The sequence below is a fragment of the Brevibacillus sp. JB24b genome, from assembly GCF_051713385.1.
Taxonomy (GTDB): domain Bacteria; phylum Bacillota; class Bacilli; order Brevibacillales; family Brevibacillaceae; genus Brevibacillus_B; species Brevibacillus_B laterosporus.
Genome location: NZ_JBNVQV010000001.1, coordinates 2,296,754 through 2,313,208 on the forward strand (window position 1 = coordinate 2,296,754; position 16,455 = coordinate 2,313,208).

Sequence of the window (16,455 nt, forward strand, 5' to 3'; positions counted from 1 at the left end):
GTGTTCGTCAGAAATCAATCATTGGAGAGATAAAACATGAAAAATGATGACCAATTCATTTATGTGACTAAGCAATTGGACGATATGGATAAGCTTCTAGTCAAGTTATTGTGGGAACAATGTAGAGGGATGGGAATGTTTATATCTAACACCTTCGATCCAGCAACTGTCATAACAAGAATGGGAATCATCGATTTATATGAAAAATGGGTAGATGAGACGATCGCTATATTCATAGAGTATGGTTATTTGTCATTTGACAAAGAAATGTGTACGGTCATGAAAAACACTTCTATTGAATTGACCGACTCGTGGAAAGAGTGGGAACAGCGAAAGAAGGAATGGCTAGGAGATGCTAACCTAAAATCTCAGGTCTTATTGGTAGAGACGATGCTAGCTGCGCTACCTGAGATACTTAAAGGAAAACAACCTGCCACGGATGTAATGTTTCCCCAGTCATCGATGGTTTTAGTGGAAGGGGTATATAAACATAATCTACTTGCAGATTACTTTAATGAAGTACTTTCTGAAAAAATAGTTACTTTTATGCAGGAGCGTAGTAATCAAAGCACGATTGCAAGTAAACCAATCCGAATTTTAGAGATTGGAGCAGGTACGGGAGGAACCAGTGCTAGCGTTCTTCCCAAGCTAAAGCCTTATCAGAAGTATATCGAGGAATATTGCTATACGGATCTTTCGTTAGCTTTTCTTAGACATGGAGAGAAGGCATATGGACCAGATTATCCATTTTTAACCTATAAGATTTTTAATATTGAACAACCTGTTGCCAATCAGGACATTGAACCGAATAGCTATGATCTGGTCATTGCGACAAATGTAGTGCATGCTACGAAAAATATACGACATACACTTCGTAATGTGAAAGCTGCAATGAAAAATAATGGTTTATTGCTATTAAATGAAATAGCAGATCGTTCAGTGTTTACACATCTTACCTTTGGTTTTTTACAAGGCTGGTGGATGTATGAAGATACGGCACTACGTATTCCAGGTTGTCCAGGATTATATCCAGATAGCTGGAAAAAGGTATTAAAAACGGAAGGGTTCCATTCTATTTCCTTCCCAGTAGATGAAAAAAACGACTATAAGCAACAGATTATCTGTGCAAAAAGTGATGGAGTCACCATGCAATTGCAAGACCCCGTTCCTACTGCATCTACACTAGACTATAACAATAGACAAGACGAGAGTGATACACAATTTGCACATAAGGAACACCATCAAAAGTCGTCTTCAATGGAGAATCCTGAGGACAGGATGGAGCACATCAATGTTACAGATCAAATGATCGAGGAACATCTTATACAGATAATTAGAGAAAGTATTTGTGAAGAATTGAAGATCAGTGAAGCAATGATTCAAAACGATCGGAGTTTTTCGGAGTATGGTGTAGATTCAATTATCGGTATTCAACTCATTCAACTCATTAATAAAAGATGCCATACAAGGCTACAAACGACTGTTGTGTTTGACTACAATAACGTGAATCAATTGGTTCATTACATGATTAGGGAATATAGATCGACTGTAGTAGCTTTATTGGAAGAAAAAACACCTGTAGAAGTCGCAAGTTCATCAAAGTGGAGTAAAGTAGAGGCCATGCAAAACGGTCAACGAAAAGTGAAAGCTTCTAGCGAAAAAAATATCAAAAAAAGCGACTCTTTAAAAGTAGCTGTTGATCAATCAGATGTACATTCACCCATTATAAAGGAACGAGCGATGTTTCATAGAGTACTAATTGAATCCCCAGGGAGTACAGATGATATTCAGATAGTAGAGTCCGACATTCTCGAATTAAAAGCAGATGAAGTGAGAATTTCAGTTCGTGCTTTTTCCTTAAATTTTGGAGATTTATTATGTTTGCAAGGTTTATATCCGACTATGCCCCCATACCCATTTACTCCTGGATTTGAGTCTAGTGGTGTAGTAGTAGAAGTGGGGAATGCAGTAAGCTCAATCCGTCCTGGAGATGAGGTTGTTTATTGCGGGGGAGAACATTTGGCAGGGCAGGCCAGCTTACTTACCTGTAAGGCAGCCGATGTTTTTCCTAAGCCTTCTTCGTTATCCTTTGAAGAAGCTTGCTCTTTACCCATTGTATCGATGACGGTTATAGCTGCTTTTCGGAAAGCACAAGTAAAGAAGGGTGAAAAAATCCTCATTCAAACAGCAACCGGCGGAGTTGGACTTATTGCTGTCCAGCTAGCCAAGTATTATGGAGCTGAAATTTATGCTACTGCAGGTTCTGATCACAAGCTAGAGTATGTAAGACAAATTGGTGTGTCACATGCTATCAATTACATTGATTCTGATTTTGAACAAGAAATCTATCGACTGACGGATGGTAAAGGCGTTGATGTCGTCATCAATACGTTAGCAGGAGATGCCATTCAAAAAGGGTTAGGATGTCTAGCAAGAGGTGGTAGATACATTGAAATTGCGATGACAGCACTTAAAAGCGCCCGGACAATTGATTTATCCATTTTAAACAACAACCATTCTTTTTATAGCATTGATCTGAGAAAATTGGGCTTGGAACAACCTAATGTACTACGAGATTATCGAAAAGAGATGCTTCGATTAATAAAGGAAAATGTGATTCAGCCGACTATCTATAAAGTATTTTCATTTGATGACATTAAAGAAGCCTATCAATGCATGGAAAATCGAGAAAATATCGGAAAAATAGTCGTGCAGATCCCAGAACGATATCAATATAAAGTAGCACCAGCTATCCAAAAAGAACCAATTGCGATCATTGGGATGAGCGGAAGATTTGCGAAGTCAAGAACAGTCCATGAGTTATGGGAGCATCTATCAAAGGGCAATGACCTAGTGGAAGAAGTATCGCGTTGGGATCTTTCACAGTATTACAAAGAAGGCACATCTTATTGTAATCAGGGCAGTTTTGTTGAGCAAATCGATCAATTTGATCCGCTTTTCTTTAATATTTCAGGTGCTGAGGCGATTTATATGGATCCGCAGCAACGAATCTTTTTAGAGGAATCCTGGAAGGCATTAGAGGACGCTGGATATGCGGGAGCGGGAGTTGAGGGCAAGAAGTGTGGAGTTTATGTAGGCTGTAGCGGCAAAGACTATCAAAATTTATTCGATACAGAGCCCCCTGCGACTTCGTTTTGGGGAAATGCCGCCTCCATCATTGCTGCACGTATTGCTTACTATTTAGATTTGCAGGGACCGGCCATAGCTGTAGATACCGCGTGCTCAAGTTCTTTAGTAGCGATACATCTTGCTTGTCAAAGTCTTTGGACGAAAGAAACAGAGATGGCATTAGCAGGCGGTGTATTCCTGCAATCTACTCCTGCTTTTTATCTGGAATCGAATCGAGCTGGGATGTTATCTCCCACTGGCCGGTGTCATACCTTTGACGAACGTGCGGATGGTTTTGTTCCTGGTGAAGGAGCTGGGGCAATCATACTTAAACGTTTGTCTGATGCAATCGCGGATAGGGATCATATTTATGGCGTGATTCGTGGCTCAGGAGTTAATCAGGATGGCAGTACAAATGGTATTACAGCACCTAGTGCCAAATCGCAAGAACGACTGGAACAAGAGGTATATGATACTTTTCACATTCAGCCTCGAAACATTCAAATGATCGAAGCGCATGGAACCGGTACGAAGCTTGGGGATCCGATCGAATTTCAGGCTTTGACGCGATCATTTACCAAATATACAGATGAGAAACATTATTGTGCAATCGGGTCAATAAAAAGTAATCTTGGGCATCTAGCCTTTGCGGCTGGAGTCACAGGAATCATTAAAATTTTATTGTCTTTACAGCATAAACAAATGCCGCCAACCCTACATTTCCAGAAGGGTAATTCAAATATCGAATTTGAAGACAGTCCTTTTTATGTGAATACCTCGCTTACAGAGTGGACGGTTGAACCAGATAAGAAACGCTGTGCTGCGATTAGCTCGTTTGGCTTTAGTGGAACGAATGCACATATGGTTATTGAAGAAGCTCCGAGAAGACAGATAACATCTACACTAAAACCAGGCTATTTACTCACATTATCTGCTCGTACCCAAGACCAGTTAAAACAACAAGTAGAACAAATCATTCAGTATTGTGAGAAAGCAGATCAGGTTCACTATGGGGACATGTGTTATACCTTACTGATGGGAAGAAAACACTTTAATCACCGGTTAGCCTTTGTGGTTCACGAACGGAATGAACTCGTACCTGTCTTGAAAAGGTGGCTAGAAAGAGGAAAAGCACCAGAAGTATATACGTCTATCGTGAATAAAAATGAGCAACGAGAGCAAATGGAATTAAAGCGCTACGGAAATGAATGTATACGAAATATAAATGCGGATATGACTGCCAATGTTTATATTGAACAGCTGTCTATGCTGGCATTCTTGTATACCCAAGGGTATGAATTAGATTTTGAGCACCTATTTGAAGATGATTACTATGCTAAAATCTCTCTTCCTACTTATCCGTTTGCAAAAGAGTTTTACTGGGTGCCTGAAAGTGATAAGGATTCCAATAGAAATGATAATAATGAAGGGCAAGGAGCATTAAATGAAATGCATCCAGTATCGCTACAACATACTTCTGATGTACAAGGAGAATTAAACCAGTGTGATAGGTTACCAGCAATTGATGAAGAACCAATTATGATAGCGCCGGTTTGGGAACCTCTACGTTATGAGAAACAACAAATTACTCCTTCGTTAAATGAAAACCTCGTCATTATTGGAGGCAATGAAACAAATTGGAGTGAAATCCGAAAACAGTACCCTCATGCTCGTGTGCTACCTATTCATAGTGGGAATACGGTCGAGGAAATCATCCGAGAATTGAGACAGCATGCCCCAATCGACCATATTTTATGGATCGCACCAGAGGAGCACAATTCATCGATAACAGACGATGCCATTATCGAGGGGCAAGAAGCAGGTGTGATCTATCTATTTAAAATCATCAAAAGTCTGCTCGCTCTTGGATACGATAGCAGACCAATAGGCTGGACTGTCATTACCATACAAGCTCAGCCCATTCATAAATACGATGAAGTAAATCCGACCCATGCCAGTATTCATGGATTAATGGGGACGTTGGCAAAGGAATATAGTCATTGGAAAATCCGAGTCATCGATCTGGAGTCAGCAGCTACCTGGCCTATGCCGGAGCTATTCACCCTACCAAGTCATGTAGAAGGAAACGCTTACGTCTATCGAGAACAGCAATGGCATCATCAAGAGCTGGTTCCTGTACGTTATAACAAGCAGGATGAGACGCTGTATAAGAACGGTGGCGTGTATGTGGTGATTGGCGGAGCTGGGGGAATTGGCGAAGTATGGAGTGAATATGTGATTCGAATGTACGAAGCCAAGGTGATTTGGATCGGAAGAAGAGAAAAAGATGCCAATATTCAAGCAAAAATAGATCGACTAGCATCGATAGGCCCCACACCGAGCTATATCGTGGCAGATGCAACAGATCAAGAAGAGCTGTACCGAGCCTACGAAGAAATCAAACAGCAATATGGTCACATACATGGCATCGTACATTCTGCCATCGTTTTGCTGGATAAAAGTCTAGCTAATATGGATGAGGAAAGATTCCGGGCGGGACTCCGTGTCAAGGTAGATGTGAGTGTGAATATAGCAGAAGTATTTGAGCAGGAGCCGCTTGATTTTGTTTTATTTTTCTCCTCGATGAATTCGTTTGTAAAAGCAGCGGGACAAAGCAACTATGTAGCAGGATGTACGTTTAAAGATGCTTTTGCAAGCCAGCTCGCTCTGGAGTGGCCGTGTGCCGTGAAAGTTATGAACTGGGGGTACTGGGGAACGGTAGGTACAGTGGCATCCGAAGAATATCAAAGACGGATGCATAATAGAGGAGTTGGTTCGATTGAACCTCCAGAGGCAATGGAAGCATTAGAAGCTCTCTTGATCGGACCGATGAACCAATTAGCGTTCGCAAAAATGACTACATCTTCTACGTGGATACATGTAAACAGGGGACATTCTTTCGTCATGATGTAATAAAATTACTATAAAGTAAAACGAAGGGTTTCTGACTTATAGAATCTAGATGTGTGGAGAGATGAACATGCAAGCGTATAAGCGTAATGAGATATATGAAGAAAAGAAACAAATGGAAATAATGAATGAATTATTGATGAAGCTATTGTTGGCTCAATTATCATCTATGGGATTGATATCAAGTAACTCTCTCTCCCGTTTTCAAGCGCAAACCAAATTACCGGATTTTTATAATAAATGGTTAGAGGTAAGCTTAGATTTTTTGGAACAGGAACACTATATCAAACAAGTTGGAGAAACATTTCACCTATGTGATCAAGCTCTAATAGCTCAAGAATTACTATGGGAAGAGTGGGATAGTAAGAAGCATGAATGGCTTGAGGATAGTAATACGAAGGCTAAAGTAATGTTAGTTGAAACAATGCTACGTGCATTGCCAGATATTTTGAATGGAACAAGCAAAGCTACCGACATTATGTTTCCTCATTCTTCTATGCAACTGGTTGAGGGAATTTACAAACATAATAAGATTGCAGATTATTTTAATAATGTGCTAGCTCAGACAGTAATTTCCTATGTACAGGAGCAGATAGATCGTAATTCGAATGCGAAAATCAGGATACTGGAGATCGGAGCGGGAACGGGAGGTACAAGTGCTACAGTATTGCAAAAATTGACGCCCTATCACGACCGTATTCAAGAATACTGCTATACGGATATTTCTAAAGCATTTCTTATGCACGGAGCCAAGGAGTATGGTCCTAGCAATCCTTTTTTAACCTATAAGATGTTAAATATCAATGAATCGATCATGAAGCAAAATATAGATATAGGTACTTATGATGTGGTCATTGCAGCAAATGTTCTACATGCAACTCCTAACATTCATCAGACAATAAGACATGCTAAAGCCCTGTTAAAGAGAAACGGAATCATTGTCATAAATGAAATCACGGAGAAGACATTGTTTAATCATCTTACATTTGGGCTACTAGAGGGGTGGTGGTTGTATGAAGATACGGCACTTCGCATCCCAGGCTGCCCAGGGTTATGCGCAAAAGGATGGAAGAAAGTATTAACAGTAGAAGGCTTTACATCCGTCTTATTTCCAGCAATAGATGCCGAGGAGTTAGGTCAGCAAATCTTTGTTGCCAAAAGTGACGGACTTATACGTCACAAACAAGACATTCAAAAACAACCAAGCAATGATCAGAAAAGAGACGAGAGGAAGCATGTAACATCAAATCAACAGATTTTGGCTTCTACAGATCAACAGGGCATTGAACCAAAAATGCTTGATTATGTTATGAACATGATCATTCAAAAGATTTCAGAATCGCTACTAGTCGATATTCAAATGATCAATCATCATGAATCGTTTTCTGATTACGGAGTAGATTCCATTACAGGAGTAAAGCTCGTCCAAGTTATTAATCAAGCGATGAATATTACATTAGACACGACTACTATATTTGATTATAGCTCCGTCAATTTATTAGCATCGCATATTATATCTGAGTATAGAACGACCATTATGCAACAGTTATTTCAAAATGTAGAACAGAATGTACCGCCAATCATGACGCTGACGAAAGAATCAAAAAATCAAGAGGGCATGACTTCTCAGCCTGCTTTGCTTGACAGGATTGAATCTACTATCAGTGTTGAAAAGAATAATAAAACAGACATAGCTATCATTGGGATGAGTGGACGTTTCGCAAAATCAGAAACAGTCTATGAATTATGGGAGCATCTTGCTGGTGGTAACGATTTAGTTGGGGAAGTGTCTCGCTGGGATTTATCTAGGTATGACAAGAATGGTATGAGCTTCCCACAGCAAGGTAGCTTTGTAGATGATATTGATCGGTTTGACCCACTCTTTTTCAATATTTCGGGCTCTGAGGCTGAATATATGGACCCACAGCAACGAATCTTTTTAGAAGAAACGTGGAAGGCCTTAGAGGATGCGGGATATGCTGGCGCGGGTGTTCAGGGGAAAAAATGCGGTATTTACGTAGGGTGTGGTGCGAACGATTACCAACAGTTACTTGGACATAATCCACCACCGCAAGCTTTCTGGGGTACTGCAAATTCAATCATTCCTGCACGCATTGCCTATTATTTGAATTTACAAGGTCCGGCCATTGCTGTAGATACAGCATGCTCAAGCTCCCTCGTAGCCATTCATCTAGCATGTCAAGGCTTATGGACGAAAGAAACAGAGATGGCCCTAGCTGGTGGTGTATTCATTCAATCAACTCCGGGAATCTATCAATTTACAAATCGTGCGGGAATGTTATCTCCTACAGGTCGCTGCTATACATTTGACGAGCGTGCGGATGGGTTTGTACTTGGTGAAGGAGCAGGGGTGGTTGTACTTAAGCGACTTTCAGATGCAATAGCAGATGGAGATCATATTTATGGTGTCATTCGCGGCTCAGCTATTAATCAGGATGGGACTACCAATGGAATTACAGCACCGAGCGCGAAATCGCAAGAACGATTAGAGCGAGAAGTGTATGATACGTTTCACATTGATCCACAGCACATTCAAATGGTTGAAGCTCATGGGACAGGAACCAAGCTTGGTGACCCAATTGAGTATAAGGCTTTAACGCGGGCTTTCAGTAATTATACGAACGAGAAAAATTATTGTGCAATCGGATCGATAAAAAGTAATATCGGACATTTGACATTTGCCGCAGGGGTGGCAGGGCTTATTAAAATTCTATTGTCCTTACAGCAAAAACAAATTCCACCAACCCTGCATTATGAGAAGGGTAATACGAATATTAATTTTGAAGATAGTCCTTTTTATGTAAATACTAAACTTACGGAATGGTCTGTGGAACCAAACATGAAGCGTTGTGCGGCCATTAGCTCCTTTGGATTTAGCGGTACGAATGCACACATGGTTATTGAAGAAGCACCCTATGTGGAGAAGGCTTCTGAACGCAAACCAGGTTATTTAATCACGTTATCTGCTCGTACACAAGATCAACTACAACAGCAAGTGAAACGATTAATCCAGTATTGTGAACATAAGGAACAGATTGATTATGGCAATATGAGTTATACATTACTAATGGGAAGAAAACACTGTAATCATCGATTAGCTTGTGTCGTTCATGAGCAGAATGAGCTTGTGGACGCTCTGAAAAAGTGGATAGAAAATGGGGAAGCGTCTGAGGTATATGCTTCTGTTTTAGATAAAAAAGAGCAACAAGAACAAATAGCAATGAAGCAATATGGGAATGAGTATATTCGAAAACTAACTATTGAAACAGATGGTAGCGCATATATAGGTCATTTGTCTACCTTAGCGGCTTTGTATACACAAGGCTATGAACTGGAATTTGACCAAATGTTTTTACAAAATCATTATTCGAGAATATCTCTTCCAACCTATCCATTCGCAAAGGAACGATATTGGATACCAGAAGAAGACGATCAGTCTGATAATCGTAAGCATATAGGCAAGATAACCCTTGAGCCGGTCTGGAAGGAACAAGAAATCACTCAGAGAGAGCGCGTGCCAAATTACCATCAACACATTGTTATGCTATGCGAACCGTTTGTACATGTACGGGATCAATTGGTAGCACAAACAAATGGAATAACCTTTATATCTCTACACTCAGAAAATACTAGGCTCGAACAAAGATTCGAAAGCTATGCAGTGCAAGCTTTTGAAACCGTACAACAGATTGTTCAATCTAAACCAGAAGGAAATGTTTTGATTCAAATAGTTGGTTTTTATCAAGGAGAACAGCAAGTTTTTTCAGGACTGGTAGGATTATTACAAACAGCAAGACTGGAAAATCCAAAAATCATTGGGCAAATGATTGAGGTAGAGCAAGGAGTCAAACAAACCGAGCTGATTGAAAAAATGATAAACAACAAGCAATGTCCTGAGGATAGACATATTCGATATGAACAAGGAAGCCGTTGGGTAGCTTGTTGGAATGAAAGAGAAGGCGTAGCGGAAGCTGATACGATTCCTTGGAAAGACCGGGGCGTTTATCTAATTACAGGCGGAGCTGGCGGATTAGGGCTTATTTTTGCGAAAGAAATTGTGCAGAAAAGTAAAAATGTAACCGTAATTCTCACGGGGAGATCTGAACTGAGGGAAGAGAAGACAGCAAGGTTACGAGAACTGCAATCAGTAGGTGCTAGAGTCATCTATAGACAGATTGATATTACGAAGAAACAAGAAGTGGAGCATATAGTTAAACAAATTCAAGAAGAGTTTGGAAGTCTAAATGGGATCATTCATAGTGCAGGAATCATTCAAGATAATTATATCCTGAAGAAAAATACTGCCGAGGTAATCAACGTCCTCTCTCCTAAAGTTGCTGGGACCATTTACTTAGATGAAGTTACCAAAGACATACCATTGGATTTCTTCCTTTTATTTTCATCTATGTCAGGAGCCATAGGCAATCCTGGGCAAGCAGATTATGCGATGGGTAATGCATTTATGGACTACTATGCTGAGTATCGGAATCAGTTAGCTGATGCGAATGAACGTAAAGGTCTAACATTTTCTATTAACTGGCCGCTTTGGAAAGAAGGCGGTATGCACGTTCCTCTAGAAACGGAAAAAATGTTACTGAAAAATACCGGTATGATCGGAATTGACACGAAAACAGGCATTGAAAATATCTATCAAATGTTTACAGCTAGAAAGAATAGATTGGTGCTTATGGAGGGAGACTTGCCGAAGCTCAGAGCTTATTTCCTAACGAAGCAAGTAAATAAAATGGAGCCTTCCACTGAACAAACCGTTCTCCAGATCGACAAGGCTATTGTAGAAGAAAGAACCCAGACTAAATTGAAAACTCTATTGGGGGAACAATTAAAGATAAGCGTTGATCAAATTGATGCTTCGGAGACTTTAGATCAATATGGAATTGATTCACTGGTCATCATCGAACTGAATCAAAAGCTTGAAGGGATTTTTGGGGAATGTTCTAAAACCATTTTTTATGAATATCAAACAGTGGAGGAAGTAACGAAATATTTTACTCTCCATCATCTAGAACAGTGTATGGAATGGACAGGGCTAGCTCAGGAAATGAGCGTAGAAGCAAAGATATCAGTTTCAAATCATAGTGTAGAAAAAGAATTACCTAGTCAGGTATCTAGCAAAGGAACAAAACGATTCCCTAGCCATGTCGATGTACCAATGGAGCAGAAGCCACAGCCACAGCTTGAACCCATTGCGATTATTGGAATGAGCGGTCATTATCCACAAGCAAACACCCTGCAACAATATTGGAATAATCTTGCACAAGGAAAGGATTGTATTATAGAAATCCCGGAGGAACGCTGGTCAACGGAAAATTTCTATGATGCGAATCGAAAAGACGCTTTTGCTAAAGGGAAAAGTTATAGCAAATGGGGTGGGTTTCTCCAAGATTTTGCAAGCTTTGATCCTCTGTTCTTTTCGATCTCACCTCGTGAAGCGATGAATATGGACCCACAGGAACGTTTATTCATTCAGACTTGTTGGGAAGCCCTAGAGGATGCAGGATACACTAGGGAGCAACTCGCAATGCGACATAAGGGACGAGTCGGCGTTTTTGCTGGCATTACAAAAACCGGGTTTCAGTTATACGGTCCACAGCTATGGGAAGAGGGGGAGGAGTTATTCCCATATACCTCATTTAGTTCGATTGCGAATCGAGTATCGTATTTACTTAACCTAAAAGGTCCAAGTATGCCAATCGATACGATGTGTTCATCTTCTCTAACAGCTATACATGAAGCATGTGAACATATCCGCCATGGAGCATGTGAAATGGCTATAGTTGGCGGAGTTAACCTATATGTACATCCGTCAAATTATATTCAATTATGTGGACAGCAAATGCTTTCTGCTGAAGGAAAATGTAAAAGCTTTGGACAAGCTGCTGATGGGTTTGTTCCTGGAGAGGGTGTAGGGGCATTTTTATTAAAACCTCTTTCAAAAGCCCTTGAAGATGGTGATCAGGTTCATGCATTAATCCGTGCAACGAGTATTAATCATGGAGGGAAAACAAATGGGTACACAGTTCCAAATCCAGTAGCACAAGGTGAACTTGTCCGAGAAGCAATGGAGAAAGCCGGAATAAATGCCCGAACCATCAGTTATATTGAGGCGCATGGAACAGGGACAGAGTTAGGTGATCCGATTGAAATCACAGGTCTTCATCAGGCCTTTAGCAAAGATACTCAAGATACCAATTTTTGTGCGATTGGTTCTGTGAAGAGTAATATTGGCCATTTAGAGGCGGCAGCAGGTATAGCAGGATTAACGAAAATTATTCTTCAAATGAAGCACCAAAAACTTGTTCCAAGTTTACACGCTAAGGAATTAAATCCGAATATCAATTTTGCCAAAACTCCCTTTACCGTACAGCAGGAGCTCAGTGAATGGATGAGACCTGAAATAGAGATAAATGGAGTAAAAACAGAATGCACAAGAATTGCAGGAATATCATCCTTCGGTGCAGGAGGAGCAAATGCACATGTAATCGTAGAAGAATTTATTCCAAGCGAAGTAGCCCAATCTACTAGTCCACACCAAAACAACCCTGTCATCCTTGTTCTCTCTGCCAAAAATGAGGATTGTTTACAGGAGCAAGTAAATCAGCTGTTAGCTGCACTCCAGGAACAGAGATACACAGATCACGATTTGCCAAAAATGGCATATACCTTACAAGTAGGAAGAGAGGCAATGGAAGAACGCCTTGGAATGATTGTCGAATCTATAGCTGACCTTGAAGAAAAGCTTAAAGGCTATCGTAATAAGCAAGCAAATCTGGAAAATGTGTACCAAGGGAAAGTAAAACAAAATAAAGAGACAGTATCTATCTTCCTTCAGGATGAAGAATTACAAGAGGCTATTCAAAAATGGATCAAGCGTAAAAAATATGCAAAATTACTGCGCTTATGGGTCAAGGGATTACATATAGACTGGAACAAATTATATGGGGAAAACAAGCCTCAGAAAATGAGTTTGCCTACCTATCCCTTCACCAAAGAACAATATTGGATTTCTCCATCTCGGAATGGCTCAACATCTACCTTTGTTAATACATTAAACGAGTCAAGTCATCACAGCAAAATAAAATCACGCACGGATTGCTTTGTCAAAAAATATTGGAAGTTAGCCAATGTGAATAAAGCCAAGGAATTACATGGGACCATTGCGATTTTGACAACGAATGAAACAGAGCCGTTAGCGAAGCGAATTTCCGAACGTATGCGAAATACTAAAATTATGAAAATGCACGAAATACCAGCACAGCTAAGCCATTCACAAGAGGAGTGGAAAAAGTATGCGGGTATTATTGATCTAGCTGGATGTGGTTCTAAAGATCAGACTGATACTAGTTGGATATTCACTCTTCAAACCCTAATCGGACTAGGAAAAAAAGAAGATGTAATGCTTTTATGTGTCACAAAAGGATTAGAAGCCTTCAAAAATGGCTCGATAAATGTAGCAGGAGCCACACGGGTTGGGTTGTACCGTACGTTACAAAGTGAATACAGCTATGTTTGTTCAAGACACATGGATGTAGAAGGGCATCTTGGAGATCATGTCCTTGCAGAACAAATCATCGAGGAGTTATTTGCAGAAAGTCAAGATGTCGAAGTTTGTTACCGAGATGGGCAACGATATCGTGCTTATCTTGATGTAGTGCAGGACGAAATAGATACTACAGGTCAAAAGCAGGAATTTCCTTCATCCCATGTATTATGGATTACAGGAGGAACAAGAGGACTCGGATTATTATGTGCGAAACATTTTGTGAAAAATTATGGTGTTAAACGAATTGTTCTAACTGGACGAGAGTCACTGCCTTCACGTGAAGAATGGGATTTATATAAGGAACATCATTCATCTACAGCGCAAAAAATCAGAGCTATTGAACAATTGGAAAGTCTTGGTGCCGAAATCCAAGTATTCTCCTTAGCTTTATCAGATGAGGAGGAAGTACGCAAGTGCGTGGAGCAAGTGAAGCTTTCCATGGGTTCAATTGGTGGAGTCATTCATTGTGCGGGTTCTGTAGATATGGAAAATCCGGCATTTATACGGAAATCCTCTGAAACAATCAATCAAGTCATGGAACCTAAGATTCAAGGTTTACGCGTACTGTACAGAGTCTTAAAAGAAGAGCCATTACAATTCTTTGTATTGTTTTCATCCGTTTCTGCGATTGTCCCAAGCTTAGGAGCGGGTCAAAGTGACTATGCGATGGCTAATGCTTATATGGACTATTTTAGTGAGTCAGTAGCTCATTCTTGCCCAATTGTGAGCATACAATGGCCTAGCTGGAAAGAGACCGGTATGGGAGAAGTGAAAAGCAGTTCCTATGAGCAATCAGGAATGCTCAGTATGACAAATCAAGAAGGACTCTCGTTTTTAGATCGTATTTTAGCCAAGAAGCTGGGGCCTGTTGTTCTTCCTGCTATTATTCAAGCCCCGATTTGGAAGCCAGAAATGCTCATGCAAACAAAGAGACAAGCTGGTGTTGCAGGTGTACAGCATGCTCACACGAGACAAGAAGTCGTCAATCATGAGGATGTTGTTCACGATGAGCTTATGGAGAGAACTCAATCATGGTTACTTGCATTATTTTCAAAAGAATTAATGCTAGATTCTTCCCTGGTTGATGCTGACAGCTTATTTCAAGAATATGGTATGGATTCTATATTATTGGCACAAATTATTACAAAAATGGACCGTGAATTAAAAATTGTAGCATTAGATCCATCTATTTTGTTGGAACATCCGTCAATAGGGCGTCTAGCTACTTATTTGATCGAGACATACCCAGACGTATTAGAATCATTATTTTCTATTGAAGAGAATAAGACCCCACGGAGAGCAATATTTGATAATGACCATAACACAGTACCTGAAGTACCACATGGTAATAAAGAGCATGAACATCAGCTTAATGATAAAGATAAAATCGCTGTAATCGGAATAGCTTGTCATTTTCCAGATGCAAGGAATGCACGAGAATATTGGGGAAATCTAAAGATAGGCAAGGACAGTATTCGAGAAATACCAAAATCGCGTTGGGATATTGAAAAGCTCTACACTTCAAATGATTACACGGAAGGAAAAAGCATAAGTAAATGGGGGGGCTTCTTAGATTCAATTGAAGATTTTGATCCTGATTATTTTCATATACCAGAATCCTTAGCCTACCAAATTGATCCGCTTCAACGACAACTGTTAGAGGTGAGTGCAGAAGCGATCCTTGATGCAGGATATAAGGAAAAAGACCTGTGGAATAAACAGGTTGGGGTTTTTGTAGGCTCCCGAGCTAGCACTTTTTCACAAAAGTTAGATCAAAGCACTAAGGATACCATCGTTGGGACAGGGCAAAATTTCATTGCAGCGCATTTAGCTCATGTATACAACTTTAAAGGGCCTAACATGGTGATTGATACGGCTTGCTCTAGCTCGCTAACAGCCATTCATCTAGCTGTAAGGAGCATTCAAAATGGAGAAAGCGAACTTGCTTTAGCAGGGGGAGTAGATATCCTATTAGATGAATCACCGTATGTTGCAATGAGCGCAGCTAATGTATTATCGCGGGATGGGCGTTGTAAAACCTTTAGCGCTGAAGCTAATGGAATAGGCCTCGGTGAAGGATGTGGAGTCCTTATTTTAAAGCCTCTACAACAAGCAATTCGGGACCAAAACAAAATTTATGGCGTAATTGAGGGATCATCGATTAATAATGATGGGAACACAATGGGAATTACCACTCCGAATCCAGAGGCGCAGAGGGAGTTAATTGAAAAAGCGATTGTAGACGCAAAAATAAACCCAGAAACAATAAGTTATGTGGAAACACACGGAACTGGTACTTTGATTGGTGATCCAATTGAATTGAAAGCTTTGACCCAAGTATGTAAGAAACACACCTTACAAAAACAATATTGCGGTGTGGGCAGTGTAAAAAGTAATATCGGACATTTGATGAGTGCAGCAGGAGTAGCCAGTTTTATTAAGGTATTGCTATCGCTTGTTCATGAGGAGCTTCCTGCGACATTGCATTGTGAACATCCTAATCCGCGTTTTCATTTTGAAGAATCACCATTTTTTATTGTGCAGGAGCCAATGAAATGGGTGAGTAAATACGCTGTTTTACGAGCAGGAATTAGTGCGTTTGGATTGGGCGGAAACAATGCTCATATTATTGTGAGTAATGAAGGAATCCCTCTAACACATCGAGTACCTCTGGAAAGTATAAATCCAAACATTTCATTCCAAAGAAAAAGGTACTGGCCAGAAGGAAAGCAAGATTCAACTAAACTACAGAAAAGAGAACAAGATAACAGAAGAATCGCAGAAAACCTTGCTTATTATGAGCCGATTCGAGTTGAGCATAGGGGAGAATAAAT

The 16,455-nt window shown here is 40.2% G+C and carries 2 protein-coding genes; both read left to right on the forward strand.

Annotated features, from left to right (window positions below; all coding sequences use genetic code 11):
• Positions 1-36 precede the first annotated feature (36 nt).
• Positions 37-6,042: an SDR family NAD(P)-dependent oxidoreductase gene (locus ACQV1I_RS11305; RefSeq protein ID WP_438769209.1), complete on the forward strand. Its 6,006-nt coding sequence runs from the start codon at positions 37-39 to the stop codon at positions 6,040-6,042.
• Positions 6,043-6,109: 67 nt separating this feature from the next.
• Complete coding sequence (locus ACQV1I_RS11310) at positions 6,110-16,453, forward strand: SDR family NAD(P)-dependent oxidoreductase (protein ID WP_116334395.1); 10,344 nt, start codon at positions 6,110-6,112, stop codon at positions 16,451-16,453.
• Positions 16,454-16,455 lie beyond the last annotated feature (2 nt).